Here is a 17,143-nt window from a genome sequence, read left to right as displayed (position 1 = left end):
TTTGACGCACTTGGCGGGGCCTCACCCCACATATCGTCTAACCGATTGGAGGGCTACCGTGAATGGTACCCGAAACGCTCCCGCCGCCGAGAATTGGCTGCCCATTCCAGACTTCCCAGGATACGAGGTTTCCGACCTCGGCCGCGTGCGATCGTTCATGCGCTCGGCACCGATCATCATGCGCCAGCAGTTCACCTCAACGGGCGGCTATGGGCATGTTGGGTTGCATAATGGCACGAGCCACACACGCAAGGTGCACTCTCTCGTCCTACTGGCATTTGTCGGCCCGCTGCCGAAGGGCATGGTGCGGCGCCACCTCGACGGCAACGTTCGAAATAACGCCCTGAGCAATCTGCGGTATGGCACGCAATCTGAAAACTTGCTCGACCAACGGGAACATGGGACTAATGCTCGTTCCAACAAGACCCATTGCCCGCAGGGGCACGAGTACAGTCCGGAAAACACGAAGATGGACGGCGGATCGCGCATCTGCCGGACTTGCCACAACCAGCAGGGCCGTGATGCCTATGTCCCGAAGGTCCGCCGTGATCCAATGGCGAAGACCCACTGCCCAAAGGGGCACGCTTACGACGGGACGGTCAGATCAGGTGGTTACCTGCTGTGCAGGATCTGCCACAACGCCTGGGCGCGCGCCGATTTCGCTAAGAAGATGGCGGCACGGTGATCGTCAACCAGCCGAACTACACGATCCGGAAGGCAGCCGAACGAGCCGGCCGGACAACTCGCACGATCAGCCAGTGGATTCGCGACGGCATGGAGTGCCGCGAGGTCGCCGGAATCATCGTCATCGATCACCGCGTGCTCATGGCTCGGCTCCGGTTGAATGCCGCCGCGAACCCGAGCGTCAAGGGCGGCACAACACGCCGAGAAAATGGATGCACGACTTCATAGTCAGGCAGTATGCTATGCATGTAAGGCATTCCCGTTCCCACGGTGAGTGTCCATCTGACTTTCAAAAGAGAGGGCGGCTACTTCGGTAGTCGCCCTTTTTTTGTGCCCAAAACTTGCCGAAGTGCAGACGCCGGTAGCTCACCGGCAGGCAAGCCAACGAGCGCACGAGAGCACCGAACAGGCATCGTGCACAACTGAACACGCGCTAGCCACGACGGTAGATATCGGGGCTCAAGGGTGGCGAAGTCCCAATGGTGGGCACTGGTGTCGAATACCAGGGCACGGTTTGTAGCCGTGAGGGGTTCGAATCCTCCGACATCCGCGGATACACATAGCCCAAGCAGGTGTCTAGTCGCGGTAGCACGAGACGAAGCGATCCCCAGAGTGTTCCCCGAATCCACCGTGACTGACTGCTGCTCGACGGCGATTCGCGCAAGGCGAGCATTGGCCCCTCGCTGTATCCACCCAATATTTTCCGCGCCCGCCCACCATGAAATCCCCTGAGAGGCTACGACCTCCCCCGCAGACACTGTGTTTCGTGAGCGGGTGAGCGAGTCCTGGCCTATGCCGTGAAGGCGACTGGAAAACGGGGCGGGCGCGGAAAGCACCTACCGAAAGGCGCGACATGGGCAAGCCGAAGCGCGACCTTACCAAGTCCTACGCTCGACAGGCCAAGGCCCGCAAGCTGCCCCCGGTGACACCCCCGCATCCGTGCATTCACTGTGGCAGCCTTCCAGCGCCGTGGTGCTGGCCCGGTGTCTGGCTGTGTGACGACTGCGCCGGCTAAAGGCACCCCTTGCACGCCTCGTCTACTCCACGGGGCGTTCACCTTTCCGTCATCCCGCGTCAACACCGTCCATAGCGGTGAAGGCAGCCCTGAGGTCGTGTTCCTGTTCACGACTGGTTGACCTGCGCGGGATGACGGAAGTTCTTCGAGAGGGCGAACATGCGGCGGCTCAAATGGCTGTTCACGGCGTTCGTCACGCGCAAATACTGGATCTGGGATTTCGAGTCTTACCCCGAGGCGCATCGGTACCCGAACCGGGACAAGATGCAGCACGAAGCGATCGACTGCTGGTGCGGTCCTGCGTCGTCCGTGCACAACGACGGAGACGGCGACTGCTGGCACGTGCTTCATTGCTCACTCGACGGCAGAGAAGCCAGGGAGCGCGCATGAACCCGTTCCAGTGCCAGTACTGCAACCGCGTCTGGCCCACGATCACACTCGCCACCCTGTGCACGCACAAGGTCAAGCCATGACCGGCCGCGAAGACGACACCGAAGAAGCCTACGCAACCCAGTTCGACGCCGAGCACACGGTAGACGAAAAGTGACACCGATCGAGAGGCCCACCATGGCACTGCTGACCATCGCTGACCTCGACCAGTTCAAAGCCTCCCCCGTCGACCCCACGTACCCTGCGGACACGCGCACGTTCTACTCGCCCATCGATGACGTCCATGGGGCACTCAAGGCCGTCATCGCGTCCGCGCAGCACAGCCTTATCATTTCGATGTTCGGCTGGGACGATGACGAACTCGCCGAGATCATCGCGCACATCATCGACAACCCCGCCATCTTCGTGCAGATCACCCTCGACAAGTCCCAGGCCGGCGGGGTGCACGAGAAGGCTCTGCTGACCAAGTTCAAGCACGAGATGGACTCGAACTCCGTCGCCATCGGCACGTCTGAGCACGGGGCTATCGTTCACCGGAAAATGGTGATCATCGACGGCGTGTGGCGCATCGGCGGATCCACCAACTGGTCCGCCTCGGGCGAGACCCTTCAAGACAACGAAATGACTGTTCACCGAAACGCGGTCATCTGCGCTGAGGCCCGCCCCGTGCTCGACATCTCGCACAACAAGGCGCTCAAAGATATGGCTAAAAGGCTGGCCGTCCGTGTCTGAGCTCGCCGGCCAGATCGGCCTCGTCCGCACGCGCGGCCCGCTTGGCTGGCTGATCCGTGCCGTCACCCGCTCCCCCGTGAACCATGTCGTGGTCGCCGTGGACGAGGTGCTGTGCATTGGCGCCGAGAAGTCCGGGGCCCGCATCCGCCCGATGACACATTTTGGGCACATCGACTGGTCGTCGTTCGCACTCACGGACTCGGAGCGTTCCGGGATCGTCGCATGGTGTGAAGGCATCGAGGGCAGCCCGTACTCGTGGATTGACGACGTGGCGATCGGCCTTGAGCAGATCATGCACGAGCGCACCCCGCGCTGGCTACTCCGCCGGCTATCGGCCACAAAGACACTGCAGTGCGCCGCCCTGGCTGATGCCGCCTACGTGTATGGCGCCGGCATTCAGGTCTTCGAGGACCGCCGTTACTTCGGGTGCGTGTTCCCCGGATCCTACGTGGCCGTTTTCAAGGCGAAGGGCTGGCTGTGATGGTTGAACCTTCCGCCGCGATGCGCTCACACGCCGCTGAAACGTTCCGGATGTTCGTCGCCTACATGCAGGCGGGTTTTCTCGAGGAGCAGGCGCTCGCCCTCGTCATGCAGCACATCAAGCTAAGGACTGACCAGTGACACTCGCAGACATTGAGGCTGAGCACGGCTTCACCTTCGGCGGCAAGGGCGAATCTTCGGGTTCACCGGCCGTCGCCGCCGTCGTGTGCGGGAAGCCCGGCTGTGCGAACCTCGGACATCACGTGCAGGTGCACGCTGATACTCCGCAGCCCGTCCACTGTGGCTCGTGCGGGGGTATCCTCCTCTGCCAGCACACCACGGAGCCTGTTACGCGCTTAGAGGGCACTGTGCAGGCTCCCATCCGGGTCACCGTCGACGTGTGCACGGTGTGCGGGCTCGAAACGAACCCTTCACGGGTGGAACTACCCGCGGTCGACGTCGCAGGTTTGCCCGCTGCAGCGTTCGCCGCTCACATCGGCTGAGGCTGCTCTTTGGTGGCTAACCACTTCTTGTAGGCCTTGTGAACGCCGTTATCGGTCATGCCGAGGATGGCTGCGATCTCGCGCCACGTAACGCCAGACGATCGAGCTGCTTCGATGCGTTGGGCGCGGTCGGCCTCGAAATCGTATGAGGCGAGCGCCTTGAGGTCGTCTACGGCATCATCACGAGTCATCCACACAGTGTACCCGAGTACACAGTGTACTGGAATTGGGTAAACCCAGTCATGTATCCGCCCTCATACGGCATGCCCGACATCCTGGCCAAAACAACAACGGAGCGCACACCATGAACCCCTGGGAAATCGTCAGCTGGATCGGCGCTATCTGCACCGGTGTCATTATCATCACGCTCACTGTCGGCCTCGCGGTCGCCGTCGCTGTCGCCCCGTTCAAGACCGAGAAGACCGCAGCCCCCTCCACGGTCAACATCTTCAAGGGCCACGGCGGCGCCCAGTGACCCCGAACCTGAACGACGACCGGCCCCGTCAGCACGCCACACACTGCCGGGCACTGGCCAACCCGCCCAGCCGTGACCACCTCAGCGGCCCGAAGCTATTCAGGCTCGACGACCTCCGCGAATGCGAACACGGCCGCATCCAAATCGTCGCCAAGACCAACGGCCGCATGCAATGCCCCGGCACATGGGCGTGGGAAGACCTCCCCAAGCTGTTCAACCGCCGCGAATGGAACCGGGCAAGGGACCTCCTCGCGTTCGTACCCGAGCCGACATCTGCACCCACCGCAGTCGCGCCAGCTTCGGACAGCGCAGCGGCAAAGCGGCCTCGCCCCGTCGGAACACCAATCTCCAAAGGTTCGCAGCCCCGCACGAGTAACGCTGGCCCGCAGAACCCGCCACCCTCGCCCGGATCCGGATCTGCGCAGGCAAGCTGCCCACCCCGCGACCTCAACGCCGCATACTTCAGCCCGAGAGGGAAGGCCACCCAGTGAAGACCAGTCACGCACGCGCGATCCGCGCCGGTATCGAAGACGCCCGGGCAGGGTACTGGGACAACAGGGAGGGCTCGCTCCTCCTGAGCTTCACCGAGTACCAGCCCCGCCTGTACAGCGCAGCGTGGGAGCGCACATCCCGCAAGCCTCCGCACGCGACGCCCGTCAAGCCACCATGGCTCACGGACAACACTTCGCGCACCAACGCACACACCAACGCCCCCGAGACACTCTCCACCTGCACCCGCTGCGTCCTAGCGATCATCGGTGGCAGCACGTTGACGTATGACCAGCTACTCGCAGCACACACGGACGCGATACACGGCGCCCATGAGTGACCAACGAGCACAGACGATCACAGCCACCTGCCACCACTGCGGAACACAGGTCGACGTCCGAAGCGTGTGGGACACCACAGAGATAGACCAACACCTGGCCGAAGCGCACCCGAGCACCCGATAAGGGCGAAGGAGACCAATGAGCTACGTCGCCCCGTTCCACGCCAAGATGCACATCTCAGACCCAACAATCATGTTGCAGGCCGAAGCCGAAAGCTGGGCACACGATCAGCTCCAGCGCGAAATGGTCACATACGCCGACACTCACGGCCTCTGCGACTTCGACCCCGAAGCGGTCCAATACTCTGCACGCGAAGACACCGCGACCCTCGAGCGCACCATCACCGCCACATGGCACCCCGAAGACGCCAAGCCCATCGAAATCGAAGGCGGCGCCCACGACGGCATGCTCGTCAAATCACACAACGGGATGGCACACATCATGCTCCCCGTGGTCGTAGTCCCGCAGCTCTTCATGAGCGACGGCCCCGTGACAGTCATACCCGCCAGTGCAGCACGCTACAAGCTCGCAGGCATCAACCCACAAACCAACCGGTGGGTGTACATCCCCGAATGAACGCACACACGACCCGGACGCCTGAGCCTCACCCTTTGGTGAATGTATACCCAGTAGGGAGATTCGATGCCTCGGGCTTACGTCGTCAAGCAGATGTGCACGGCACAGAAGAAAGATGGCGGCGGCCCGTGTGGGCACTCGGCGATTGCTGGGGGGATGGTGTGTCGCTTTCATGGCGGTGCTGCCCCTCAGGTTCGGTCGAGTGCGATGGTGCGCGCGCAGCTGTCGAAGTGGGCTTTGGGTGAGGCTGTGGACGATCCGGGCGAGGTCCTGCTGCGCCTGGTCACTCAGTCGCGGATGCGCGTGGATGCGTACAGTGCCGAGTTGGAGAAGCTGGTCGCTGAGTCCCCCACGCTGCGTGATGCGCTGGTCGGTGATGCGATGGGCGAGTTCGGCAAGGTCGGCGAGTACATTCGCGGTCTTGCACAGTTGGAGTCTTTGGAGCGTGACCGTCTGGCCACCTTCGCGAGTAAGGCGGTGCAGGCGGGTCTTGGTGAACGTCAGGTGCGTCTCGCTGAACGTCAAGGCGAGCTTATGGCCATGGTGTTGACGACGGTCCTCGACTCGGCCCAGCTGGGGTTGAGTGCGGCGCAGAAGTCGCTGATGCCGGGGCTGATGCGGGAGACTCTGGTCCTGGCTGCTGCCGGGGAGTTGAATGCCCGATAAAATGGGGGCATGAACATTTTCAGGTGAGCATTTACCCTGTGGATAACTTCGGTGAAAAAGTGACCGATAAACAGTATTATGTCAGTTTCGGCCTTTTTCCTGTGGATAACCCCGGATTTCAGCCCGGCTAAACCCACCCATTCCCAAGCACTTTCCCCCACCTGATTCGCCCGCCTCACGCCCCGCCCAGTCGACGACACGCCGAACAGGACAGACAACAGGCAACCCCGGGCCGGCCACACCTCGACACGGCCGCCCGCCACGACCTCGCCACCCCAGCGAGCACGCGGCAGAGCACCCACGACCGCACCCGGCAGCCACACAATCACCCCGGCACGCCACCACGGCCACACACGAGCCACAGTGACGCACCGCCGCGACGGACGCACCCGCCGAACATCCAACGCCCCACACAGACGCACAAGGCCGCACACAGACACGACTACGCCGGCCGGTTCAAACTTCCGTCAGTTTTCAGCGCACCCCCCAAAGAGGTGACGGCCAATCCGCAATACCCCCCACACCCATTTCCCCGGTTTTTTCGACTCCAAACCGTTTTCTCCCGGTCTGGTTGGGCTGGTGTGGCGTCCCCCGGGGTTGTGGGTCGATCTGGCGGGGTTTCCGGTCTGGTTGGTCCTGCTCCCCCATAAATATTTTCTTGCCCGTTGGGCAGTCAGGAGGGCTTCCTGATGTCGGGTTTTTCCTCGCTTGATCTGGCTGCGTTTGATGCGGCGTTGGCCCGGTTTGCCCCTCCGGTTGTTCGGTGGGAGACGCCGGGTGATTTGGCTCGGGCGATCGATGTGAAGACGGTGCAGACGGAGGCGCTGTCGGTCATCGATGAGGCGCTGGTGAAGGTGCTGAATACTCCTGATGGCCGCCTGATCGTGTCCCTGCCCCCTCAGGAGGGCAAAAGCCAGAGGGTCACGAAGACGGGCGTGCTGTGGGCGCTGTTGCAGAACCCGGATCTTCGGGTGGGCATCGCTTCGTATTCGCAGACCTTGGCTGAGGGTTTCGGGCGTGAGATTCGCAACTGGATCGCGAACAATAACGGTGACGAGGGTGAGCTGGATCTGGGTTTGCGGATTGCCCCGGACAATGGTGCGGCCAAGCGTTGGCAGTTGAATGGTCACCGCGGCGGCGTCGTCTGTGTGGGTATCGGTTCCGGTTTGACGGGTCGCCCGCTGGATCTGCTGGTCATTGATGACCCGGTGGCTGATGCTGCGCAGGCTGATTCGGAGTATTACCGGAATCAGGCGTGGGATTGGTGGCAGTCGGTCGGTTCGACACGTCTGGCCCCTGGTGCCCCGGTGATTGTCATTCTGACGCGTTGGCATGAGGATGACCTGGCCGGCCGTCTGTTGGCTGCTGATGACGGTCACCTGTGGACTGTGGTGAACATTCCCGCGCTCGCTGATCACAAGCCTGAGCTGGGCGAGACGGATCTGTTGGGCCGGAAGCCGGGCGAGTGGTTGACGTCTGCCCGGGGTCGCACGGTGGAGCAGTGGCAGGCCATTCAGGTGCGTGCGGGCTCTCGAGTGTTCAACTCCCTGTATCAGGGCCGCCCGTCACCGGATACCGGCAACGTGTGGCAGCGACAGTGGTGGCAGCGTTTCACGGAGCCGATGTGGGCGAACGTGAACGGTGTCTGCCGTATGGAGTGCGACGAAATGCTCATGTCTTGGGACATGACGTTCAAGGACACGAAGGGCTCCGACTTTGTGGTCGGGCAGGTGTGGGCACGGAAGGGCGCCGACGTCTTCCTCGTCGATCAGGTACACCGCCGGATGTCATTCACGCAGACCATTGCCGCGTTCGAACGGCTGGTGCTGAAGTGGCCGCAGGCGACCGCCAAGCTCGTCGAGGACAAGGCGAACGGTTCCGCTGTCATCGACACGTTGAAATCAAAAATTGGCGGGATCGTCCCGATCACCCCGAAAGAGTCCAAGTATTCCCGCGCGAACGCTGTGGCCCCGTTCATCGAGGCGGGCAACGTGCACGTGTGGGCGGGCCAGTGGGGTGACGAGTTCGTGGACGAGTGCGCTTCCTTCCCGAACGGCGCGCACGACGACCAGGTGGACGGCGCGTCTCAGGCCTTATACCGGATGTTCATTCAGGGCACCGGGGCGGGTGTGGTGTTCCTGTCGGCGTGGAAGCAACAGGCCGCTGACCGTGCCATCGAAGTTCCCTCTATCGCGCGCAACTGGCGCGAAATCGCTAATGATCTGAAAGCCCGGAGGTAACGCATGGGTATCTTCGAACGGCTTGCAAAGTCCTTTGGTTTCGGCGTCCCGGCTGCGATCGATCAGGCCATGACCGATCAGGGCATGACGGGTTCCACGATGATGGGCCCGGGTCGCCCGGCTGTCCCGTCGACGGGGTACTCGCAGGTGCCGCGGGCGATGGACTTCCCGGTTGGGGTGAACCTTGCGGTTCGGTCCCGGCAGGCGTGGGGCCGCACCTCGTACGATACTCTGCGCGAGATGGTCAACTCCTACGACGTTTCTCGTATGTGCATTAACCATAAAATCGATGAGATCCGGTCGATGGGCCTCCTGTTTCAGGCGGCCACCGGCGTGACCTCGGATGTGAAGGATGCCATCGAGGCGGCGCGCGCGGTGCTGGCTTTCCCGGACCGGGAGCACCCGTACGACGAGTGGCTGTCGATCTGGATGGAAAACCAGCTGCGCTACGACGCCGGGGTGCTTTACCGCCGCCGGAACATGGCCGGGCAGATCATCGGCCTGGAAATTCTCGACGGTTCGACGGTGTTCCCGAGCATCGACGCGCACGGCCGCCGCCCTCATGCCCCCGCCCCTGCCTACTACCAGGTGATCAAGGGCCAGTCGTGGTCGTCGTACACGGCCGAGGATCTCATTTACGCCCGGTTCCGCCCGCAGGGGGATTCCCCGTTCGGTTTGGCGCCGCTCGAGTCGATCATGCTGACCGCGAACACGGACATGCGTTTCCAGTGGCACCTGTTGCAGATGTTCACGGACGGGTCTGTCCCGGCCGGGTTCATGGAGCTGCCCCCGGATATTTCGTCGCCGGATCAGGTGGCGGAATGGCAGGACTACTACGACGCTGTGGTGCAGGGCGATCAGGCCAAGCTGCACCAGCTCGTCGCAGTGCCGGCCGGTTTCAAGATTTCGGAGACCCGGCCCAAGGGTTTCGACCCGCTGTTCCCTGACTACCTCGTGACGCGTGTCGCCGCGGCGTATGGCGTGGTCCCGCAGGATCTCGGTCTTCTGAAAGACGTGAACCGGGCCAACGGTGAGACGCAGGTCGACATCCAGTTCCGCGTGAACACCCTGCCGTGGGTGCGGTTCGTGGAGCAGATCCTGAACCGTTACCTGCAGCACGACCTCGGCCTGCCCGTGCGCGTGTCTCTGGACACCGGCCGGGACAAAGAGGACCGTCTCATGGAGGCGCAGGCGTGGGAGGTGTACGTCAAGACTGGCGCGGCGTCCATGGACGAGATGCGTCAGGAGCTCCTGGGCTTGCCGGTGGATAACGAGCGCCCGATCCCTCGCGGCATCATCACCGCTCGCACCGGGTTCGTCCCGTTGACGTCGATCCTGGCCATTTCTGGCACGATCGACGGACAGACGGGCGCGCCGAGCGACGCGCAACCGTTGGGGTTGGACGCGTTCGCGGGCGCCGGCGGGATCCTGCCGGACAAGCTGCCAGGCGGGACCGATTTCAAACGGGCCCCGACGAACCCGGACGAACCCGCGTTCCCGGACCTTGAGCACATCATCCCCGGGTCCGATGTCGTGAATGGCATGCCCACGGTGGGCGGTGCGATCACGAAGGCCGAGACGGCCGGGGTCACCGCTGCAACCGGGCTGACGGGTTCCTCTTTGGAGGGGCCGGTGAAGATGAAGGATGCCACGGACGCTTTGCAGGCTGAGCTGGTGAAATTCCGCTCGTTCACGAAGACACGGGTGAAGGCGGGCAAGTGGCGAGATTTCCAGTTCGAGGTCGCCCCGCCGGACATTGCGGAGATGCTGAACAAGAAGGGACGTGAGAGCGTCCCTTTTTTAGTGCCCGCCGCGATTGAGAAGTCGTGGCGCGATTCTTCGGACAAAGTGCCCCAGCATGCATTCGATCTGCGCCTGACCGACCACTACACGCCGCTTGTGGCAACCGCAATGCGGGCGCTGCTGGCGTCGATGGACGTGGCCGGTGTGATCGGTTCGCTTTCGGGCGCACTGGTCAAGGATGCGGCCAGCGATGCGATGTTCGCACGGGCCCGGCAGATGTTGGGCGCGAACGCGGACAGTTCGCAGATCGAGTCGGTGCTTCGGCAGCTTCTCGCGGACGGGTATCTGACGGGTGCTCATGGTGCGGCGCAGCAGTTGGGCGCGCATGCGGTGAGTGTGGCCGGGATGACCGGTCAGGCCGTTGCTGACGTCAATTGGGACGCCTGGGTGCCCGGTGATGCGCAGGCTGCCTCACTGGTCGCTGACGGCGGCCTGAGGGCGCTGCTGGATAGTGCTGGGATCACAGTCAAGGGCATCGAAGACACGGTGCTCGATCAGGTCGGGAACCGGATCAGCTCAGGGCTTGACTCTGGCTGGTCGTCAGAGAAGATCGCGGGCACCATCAGCGACCTGATCGGCTCGGATTCCCGGGCTCAACTGATCGCTCACACGGAGATCGCCCGCGCGCAAACCCTCGGCTCCCTCGACTCCTACTCCGCCAGCGGGGTCGGTTCCTGGGATCTGATCCTCTCCGACGACGCGTGCTCCGAGTGTGTCGACGTGGCGGCCGCCAACCCGCACCCGGTCACGGACACGGACAATTCCCCGCCTGTGCACCCGCGCTGCTTACCTGCCGCGACGGGCCTGGTTGTGCCCGCTGATATAAGTCATCGGTTCGCCCTTGAGGTGGCCTCGTCGGTCGGATTTGGCGATGGCGGTCGTGCGACCGCATCCGCAGTGGCAGATTCCGTAGGGCACGGTAGCTGGCTCGGTCTCGGGTCGGTCACTGAACGGCACTATGTCGGGGATTTCATCGACATTGTGACGGAACTCGGCCAGAAACTGACCATTACCCCGAATCACCCGGTAGCGACGGTTGATGGATGGGTCCCGGCCGGCGACCTCCGTGAAGGCGATTACGTGCTCAGCCGTGGCGCTGTCGACCCTGTACTTGAAGGCGGACCAGATGTAGAGAACATCGAAGCCACTATCAAGGAGGTAGCGGATGCGCTCCCCGTGAGATTTGGACCGATGCCAAGCGCCGCCGAGGACTTCCACGGCGACGGTTCCGAGGGCCACGTCTACGTTGTACGGTCCGCAGGCGAGCTGCCTCGTGAAGGCAACCTCGCGCGTGACAAGTCCGGCGACGAGGGCGTCCTCATAAACGCTCACGTTGGGCAAGTAGATCGCGTTGCGTCTAGCTCTCTCGGCCTTGATGCTATCGCTTTGAGTGCTGCCCCGGACGGCCTCATGAGCAGCGGTCGTGAGGGACAGCCTGCCCTCGACGCCCAAACGGGACATGCGAACAAGCATGGCGGAACTCCTATCTCGGGGCTGGATGTTGGCCTCGATGAGATGCCGACGGATCACGCGGCGGTCGACGCCGAAGGATACTGCGAGAGCCTTCTCGCTAGTTCCCCCGAGGTATTCGCGAACAAGGTATTGAGTGTCAAGAGATATTTTGCTCATACCCAAGTGTACAACTGCAACACCACGCACGGGTGGTATTTGGCAAATGGAATTGTGGTTCACAACTGTCGGTGTGCGGCCTCCCCGGTGGTCGAGTCAATCAACGGGTCCAACATTCGCACCATCGACGCAACCGAGTAAGGACTGACATGGCCAAGGAACTCCGGATCGTGCTCGGCGTCGCATATCAGGCGGGTCCGGATCCGCGCATCAAGAAGGGCGCGGATGGCTCCCGGGACTATTTCACCGCTGACGAGTTGGAGAAGGCCGCCGCCACGTTCCTCCGTGACGGCGGCCGGCAGATCGGCATCGAGCACATGGACGGGACGATCGGTCATGCCGAGGTGTGCGAGTCGTACACGTGGCCGTCCGATGACCCGTTCGTCATCGACGGCGAAGTGGTCGCCTCCAAGGGTGACTGGCTGATCAAGGCGCTCCTCGACGAGGTGTCGTGGGAGCTCGTCAAGTCAGGAAAACTAACCGGCTTCAGCCCACAGGGCTCTGCCACTCGCAAGCGAAGGGCATAACCCATGCACACTCTCATCGACGATGAACTCACCGAAGTGATCGACGCGAAGATTCCCCGCGTCGACCTCGTATCCAAAGCGGCGAACGGCCTCGACTTCATCTTCATGAAGTCCGACAGCACACCCAATCTTCTCCCCGCAGACGCGGTGCGGGAACTTCTCAAACAAGCCCAGGAGGGCGAAGACATGACTGAACCCGTGATCAAGGCTGACGAGGAAGTCCTCGAGGCTCCCACCGCAACCGCAGAAGGTGACGTGAACGAGCCCGGTTCCCCCGCATGGGAGGCCGTGGACGCTGCCACCGCATGGGAGCAGCTCGCTGTTCTCACGGGTGTGAAGCGCGCCCTCGACCTGCTCTCGCAGCGGGAGGCCGAAGAGGTCTTCGCTGGCGCCGAGGCTTGCGACGACAACTCGTGGGATCTGCAGACGGCGTGCGAGCTCGTGGATCAGGCCATCGACCTGATCGCCCCGTATGCGGTCGGCGAGCAGGCGGAGTCGGAGCAGCCGGTGGCGAAGTCCGCTGAGGATGCCCGCGCGGTCCTGTCGGCGTTCGTGAAGGCTGGCCGTGCGCTGTCCTCGGCCAACGAGTCTGCCCTGCGCGGTGCGGCCGCGGCGATCCAGAACGTCCTTGCGAGCCTGCCGCCCGTCGCCGAACCGGTCATGAAGGCCAAGGGTGACCCGCAGGTGCTCGTCTACGATGCGAGCGGGCGCGTGCTCGGCTCCGTCGACGCGGCCAATCTGACCACGTTCGCCCCGGAGGCTCCCGCGGAGGATTCCCCCGCCGAGGAGGCTGCTGAGACCCCCGCCGAGGAAGCTGCCGAACCCGATGCGACCTCCGACGAGGGTGCGGAAGACCTCACCTCCGGCACCGAAGACGTGCCAGCCGTACCTGACGCGGCCGAGCCCACCCCCGAGGTGGCCCCCGCTGAGGCTGTCATCCCCGGCACCAAAACTGTCCAGTCGCCTGTGGTGACGGACCCCGAAAAACGTCACGAAGGCACTCCATAACGAGTTCACCCTCGCGCTCACAGAAGCTCTCGCCCCGTTCGCGAAGCAGGCCGCAGAAAATGCGGACCTGGTGGACTTGGTGAAGAGCTTGCAGGAGCGCGTCGAGCACCTCGGCAAGATGCCTGACGATCGCAAGAGCCCACTGCTGAACGGGAGCACCGGTACCGCCGGAATGCCTGCCCGCGACGCTTCCACTGACGAGTTCGCGGATCTCCGCAAGGCCGTCGAGGATGCACCGCCCGCGCAGAAGGTGGCGGCGCAGCAGGCCCTCACATACGCGGAGCTTCGGAGCCGTTTCGTCTAGCTCCAACTGAACCACACCCCCCTAAAACCCTCTTCGACAAGCCCTCCACCGCGGGGGTTTTTTGTCGTGCCCATTTTGAAAGGCATCATCGTGAATCTCGATTCCGTTTCCCGCGACACTCTCGTGCAGCTGTACAAGGCGCAGTCCTCCGGGGTGACCACCGCGACCGGCCTCACCGGCGTGGACCTCACCGGCTGGATCAGCCAGATCCCCGTCAACACGCCGTTCCTCGACTCCCTGGCGCGCTCCACGCCCGAGGTCGCCGGTCCCCGCGGCCCTGTGGCGCGTGCTGACCAACGTCAACAACCTGCAGTCCGACCCCGGAACCGCGTTCGACGCGCCGGCCCCGATGGCCATCCTGAACATGATCAACGCGTCCAGCCAGTACGCGAAGCTCGGTTACGGCTACACCGTCACCCAGGACGCCATCGACCTCGCCAAGGGCTTCGCGGACGCGCGCACCATCGCCGTCATCAACGCGATGAACCAGTGGAAGATCGGTTCGGACAAGAAGCTGCTCGGCGGCCAGAACTTCGCCCTGCCGACTCCCGCCGTGCCCACCACGGCCACCGCGGCCACGGGCGGAACCGTCGCAGCGGCCACGTACCTGATCAAGGTCGCGGCGCGCACCGGCTCGAACTACTCCTACGGCGGATCCACCATCGCCTCCGCGCAGGGTTCGCAGATCACGACCGGCGCAACCTCGACGCTGACCGCAACCGTGGGCCAGCATCCCCGGCGCTGTCGCCTATGACTGGTTCGTCGGCGGTTTCTACATCACCACGACCACCGTCAACACGGTCACGTTCCTGACGACCCCGGCCGGTTCCAACCAGCCCGTCCCGAACCTCCCCGGCATCTACGGTGTCGCGCCGACCTCTGTCCCCGTCGCTGATTCCTCGGCCAAGGCGACGGACTTCAACGGCCTGCTCGCCACCCTCGCGGGTGACTACGTGACCGGTGGTGCAACGGGCCTCGTCACCCGCGGCTCCGGCATCAACTCGGGTGCCGGGTTCACCAGCCTCGGCGGTTCCACATTCACCAGCTCGGGCCAGTCCATCAACGAGCTCGACGCGCTCAACACACGCATCTTCAACACGGTGCAGCTCTCCCCGACCCGCTACCTCGTGTCCGCGCAGGAATCGAACAGCATCAGCAAGCTGCTCCTCGCCAACGGTGCCGCGAACACGTTCTTCACCCCGGGCGCCGAAGGACGCACGGACGTGACCGGTGGCGGCTACGTCACGCACTACGTGAACAAGGCTGCCGGCGGTGTCCCGGTCCGGATCGAGGTTCACCCGAACCTCACCCCCGGAACCCTCATCGCCGTCAGCGACACGGTGCCGTTCCCGAACTCGAACATCAGCAACGTGCTCGAGGTCCGCTCGCTGCACGACGTCGCCGACTACGAGTACGCGACCAACCGTGGCACGGGCGTCGGCGGCGGCCCCCGCTTCGACGGTGAAGTCTTCTCCACCTCGACGCTCATCAACCGGGCTCCTGTCGCCTGCGCGGTCGTGCAGGACATCGCCGCTAACTAGCGGCCTCCGGTGCCGCCGTGACCTTCGGGCCGCGGCGGCACCACCCCACTACCCCCGGCGCCCTCTGGTGTCTGCCTCCCATCGGGGGGTGTCGGGTTTCACCTCAACACTTTGGAGTGCGCAATGGTTGTCACCCCCCGCCTCGGCGCTGTACGTCCCCACGTACGCCTCCCGGTCGCCCTATCTGACCCCGGCCGAATATCTGGCCTCCCCCACGGGCGTGAACGTCTCCCAGCTCGTTGTGGGCGGCACCCCGCAGCAGAACGCGGACGCCCTCTCCCAGACCATCGCCCGCGCATCTTCGCTTGCTGACGACTACTGCTACCAGATTCTCGGCGCGACCTTGGACACGCAGGCGGGCCGGTACCGGGTGAGCAACGAGGGCACCCTCAAGGTTCCCCTCGCCTTCACCCCTGTCATTCAGGTCACGAACGTGTCTGTCGGCCCGCAGCCGAGCATGATGGCCTCCCTGCCGGACCTGTCCAACGTGTGGGTTGGCCGCAAGGTCACCGAGATCCCCATTCTGGCCATGTCGTTCCCGATGCCCGGCGCAACGTCGCGCACCGCCTCCGGGTACCTGTACGCCGCGGTCACCTACGTCAACGGGTACGCGAACAGCGTCCTCACGGCGGCCACGAACGGCGGGGCAACGACAATCCTGGTCGACTCCACTCTCGGCGTCCTGCCGGGCATGCAACTGACCATCCATGAACCGGGTGTGAGCGAGCGTGTCAACGTGCTCTCCGTGACCGGCAACACTGCCACACTGGCCGCCCCTCTCGTCAACCTGCACTCTGCGGGCGCGAACGTGTCCGCCCTCCCCGAGGCGATCAAGCAGGCTGTCGTGCTCCTCACCTCGGCGCTGATCAAAACCCGCGGGTCGGAGGCGCTCGTCATGAGCTCCATGCGCGGCCAACCCGCCAAGACAGCCAAGGTCGAGGATGGCGGCCTCGAAGAGATCGACCTCGCCGTCGAATGGCTGTCCCGTCACCGGAGGACGCAGTGAGCGACGGGGCGGTCCGGGTCGCCCTCCGGAACTTCTTCCAAACCCCGGCAATCGTGGGCATGCCGAAGGTGTATTTGGACCAGCCGACCATCATCCAAGGCGCGAACTGGAATGTTCAAGTCAATCTTGGCTGGGGTGCGGTCGGGTTCGTGCACCTGGACACGTCGCACGAATCCCGGGTGACTTTGGGCGCTGCGATCGGCGGCTCCAAACAGGTCAACCACACCGTGGGGCTCGTCGTCCAGTATCAGTTCCTCGTCCCTGCCGCCTACCCGGACGGCACTGACGAGGACGCCTGGGTGACACCGTTCGACTCCATCATCGACGCGATCAAGACGCGGATCCGCTCGGACCCGACGATGGGAAATTCGGCGGTGATCTTCCAGGGCGGTCAGGACCAGAACGACATTCGGGTCACCCGCGATCTTCCCCAGGATGATGTCGGCCGGGTCGTCGTCTTCGCCGTCGTCGAGTTCGACGTGACCGAGATTCTTCAAGCCTGATGGGGCGCGCACGTGCAACATCCACCCGGCACGGCCGGACCGGCAAGAAGGTTCGGAAGCGCCGCCCGGTTCGCCGCTCCACCCGTGTCATCCGTGTCAAGCGCGGCCAGAAGGCCCGCCATACCGGCAAGAAGGCGACGACCGGCCGTCTTCGCCTGGGCCACACCGCCCGCGTCTCAACAGCCCTGAAGGCGCGCGCCGCCAAACGCCACAAGTAACTCTCACTCAACC

Annotated in this window: 22 protein-coding genes; 21 read left to right on the top strand and 1 reads right to left on the bottom strand. The window is 63.7% G+C overall.

What is annotated here, in order from left to right; all coding sequences use genetic code 11:
- The first annotated feature begins 58 nt into the window (after window positions 1-58).
- The 7 genes from RCH22_RS04370 (at window position 59) to RCH22_RS04340 (ending at window position 3,804) form a co-directional block, all read left to right on the top strand.
- A complete protein-coding gene (locus RCH22_RS04370; protein ID WP_327012949.1) occupies window positions 59-685 on the top strand; it encodes an HNH endonuclease in 627 nt (208 codons plus the stop codon).
- The gene (locus tag RCH22_RS04365; RefSeq protein WP_327012948.1) at window positions 682-912 is read left to right on the top strand and encodes a hypothetical protein; all 231 of its coding nucleotides are present in this window, start codon (window positions 682-684) and stop codon (window positions 910-912) included. Before RCH22_RS04370 ends, RCH22_RS04365 begins: the two co-directional genes overlap by 4 nt.
- A gap of 946 nt (window positions 913-1,858) precedes the next feature.
- Window positions 1,859-2,089: a hypothetical protein gene (locus RCH22_RS04360; protein ID WP_327012947.1), complete on the top strand. Its 231-nt coding sequence runs from the start codon at window positions 1,859-1,861 to the stop codon at window positions 2,087-2,089.
- A 177-nt stretch (window positions 2,090-2,266) separates the two neighbouring features.
- Window positions 2,267-2,821: a phospholipase D-like domain-containing protein gene (locus RCH22_RS04355; protein ID WP_327012946.1), complete on the top strand. Its 555-nt coding sequence runs from the start codon at window positions 2,267-2,269 to the stop codon at window positions 2,819-2,821.
- Window positions 2,814-3,302 (top strand): hypothetical protein, encoded by a 489-nt coding sequence (locus RCH22_RS04350; RefSeq protein WP_327012945.1) that lies wholly within the window; start codon window positions 2,814-2,816, stop codon window positions 3,300-3,302. The genes RCH22_RS04355 and RCH22_RS04350 overlap by 8 nt, the downstream gene beginning before the upstream one ends.
- Window positions 3,302-3,442, top strand: coding sequence for a hypothetical protein (locus RCH22_RS04345; protein ID WP_327012944.1), 141 nt, complete (start codon window positions 3,302-3,304; stop codon window positions 3,440-3,442). Before RCH22_RS04350 ends, RCH22_RS04345 begins: the two co-directional genes overlap by 1 nt.
- Window positions 3,439-3,804, top strand: a complete 366-nt coding sequence (locus tag RCH22_RS04340) for a hypothetical protein (RefSeq protein ID WP_327012943.1) — start codon at window positions 3,439-3,441, stop codon at window positions 3,802-3,804. Before RCH22_RS04345 ends, RCH22_RS04340 begins: the two co-directional genes overlap by 4 nt.
- Here RCH22_RS04340 and RCH22_RS04335 read toward each other — a convergent pair.
- The gene (locus RCH22_RS04335) at window positions 3,792-3,995 is read right to left on the bottom strand and encodes a hypothetical protein (protein WP_327012942.1); all 204 of its coding nucleotides are present in this window, start codon (window positions 3,993-3,995) and stop codon (window positions 3,792-3,794) included. The two genes, RCH22_RS04340 and RCH22_RS04335, sit on opposite strands and share 13 nt — an antisense overlap.
- Before the next feature lie 113 nt (window positions 3,996-4,108).
- Here RCH22_RS04335 and RCH22_RS04330 point away from each other — a divergent pair, with 113 nt between their 5' ends.
- The 14 genes from RCH22_RS04330 to RCH22_RS04265 all read left to right on the top strand — a co-directional run bounded on the left by RCH22_RS04330 (window position 4,109) and on the right by RCH22_RS04265 (window position 17,130).
- Entirely contained in the window at window positions 4,109-4,279 is a 171-nt protein-coding gene (locus tag RCH22_RS04330; RefSeq protein WP_327012941.1) for a hypothetical protein, read from the top strand.
- Between the two features lie 487 nt (window positions 4,280-4,766).
- The gene (locus RCH22_RS04325; protein ID WP_327012940.1) at window positions 4,767-5,108 is read left to right on the top strand and encodes a hypothetical protein; all 342 of its coding nucleotides are present in this window, start codon (window positions 4,767-4,769) and stop codon (window positions 5,106-5,108) included.
- A 139-nt stretch (window positions 5,109-5,247) separates the two neighbouring features.
- Window positions 5,248-5,685, top strand: a complete 438-nt coding sequence (locus RCH22_RS04320) for a hypothetical protein (RefSeq protein WP_327012939.1) — start codon at window positions 5,248-5,250, stop codon at window positions 5,683-5,685.
- A 207-nt stretch (window positions 5,686-5,892) separates the two neighbouring features.
- Entirely contained in the window at window positions 5,893-6,351 is a 459-nt protein-coding gene (locus RCH22_RS04315; RefSeq protein WP_327012938.1) for a hypothetical protein, read from the top strand.
- Window positions 6,352-7,040: 689 nt separating this feature from the next.
- Window positions 7,041-8,591: a phage terminase large subunit gene (terL, locus tag RCH22_RS04310; protein ID WP_327012937.1), complete on the top strand. Its 1,551-nt coding sequence runs from the start codon at window positions 7,041-7,043 to the stop codon at window positions 8,589-8,591.
- 3 nt (window positions 8,592-8,594) lie between these two features.
- Window positions 8,595-12,164 carry a phage portal protein gene (locus RCH22_RS04305; RefSeq protein WP_327012936.1) on the top strand — a complete coding sequence of 1,190 codons (3,570 nt, stop codon included), beginning with the start codon at window positions 8,595-8,597 and terminating at the stop codon, window positions 12,162-12,164.
- A gap of 8 nt (window positions 12,165-12,172) precedes the next feature.
- A complete protein-coding gene (locus RCH22_RS04300; RefSeq protein WP_327012935.1) occupies window positions 12,173-12,550 on the top strand; it encodes an XkdF-like putative serine protease domain-containing protein in 378 nt (125 codons plus the stop codon).
- Between the two features lie 3 nt (window positions 12,551-12,553).
- Window positions 12,554-13,558: a hypothetical protein gene (locus RCH22_RS04295; protein WP_327012990.1), complete on the top strand. Its 1,005-nt coding sequence runs from the start codon at window positions 12,554-12,556 to the stop codon at window positions 13,556-13,558.
- 79 nt (window positions 13,559-13,637) lie between these two features.
- The gene (locus RCH22_RS04290) at window positions 13,638-13,862 is read left to right on the top strand and encodes a hypothetical protein (protein WP_327012989.1); all 225 of its coding nucleotides are present in this window, start codon (window positions 13,638-13,640) and stop codon (window positions 13,860-13,862) included.
- Window positions 13,863-14,148: 286 nt separating this feature from the next.
- Window positions 14,149-14,616 (top strand): hypothetical protein, encoded by a 468-nt coding sequence (locus RCH22_RS04285; RefSeq protein WP_327012988.1) that lies wholly within the window; start codon window positions 14,149-14,151, stop codon window positions 14,614-14,616.
- 199 nt (window positions 14,617-14,815) lie between these two features.
- Entirely contained in the window at window positions 14,816-15,403 is a 588-nt protein-coding gene (locus tag RCH22_RS04280; protein ID WP_327012987.1) for a hypothetical protein, read from the top strand.
- 127 nt (window positions 15,404-15,530) lie between these two features.
- Complete coding sequence (locus RCH22_RS04275) at window positions 15,531-16,409, top strand: hypothetical protein (protein ID WP_327012986.1); 879 nt, start codon at window positions 15,531-15,533, stop codon at window positions 16,407-16,409.
- Entirely contained in the window at window positions 16,406-16,912 is a 507-nt protein-coding gene (locus RCH22_RS04270; protein WP_327012931.1) for a hypothetical protein, read from the top strand. Before RCH22_RS04275 ends, RCH22_RS04270 begins: the two co-directional genes overlap by 4 nt.
- Entirely contained in the window at window positions 16,912-17,130 is a 219-nt protein-coding gene (locus tag RCH22_RS04265; protein WP_327012930.1) for a hypothetical protein, read from the top strand. The genes RCH22_RS04270 and RCH22_RS04265 overlap by 1 nt, the downstream gene beginning before the upstream one ends.
- Window positions 17,131-17,143 lie beyond the last annotated feature (13 nt).

This window comes from Cryobacterium sp. GrIS_2_6 (genome assembly GCF_035984545.1).
Classification (GTDB): domain Bacteria; phylum Actinomycetota; class Actinomycetes; order Actinomycetales; family Microbacteriaceae; genus Cryobacterium.
Note: the sequence above shows the minus strand (reverse complement) of the source record. Positions and strands in the feature narration are given on the sequence as shown.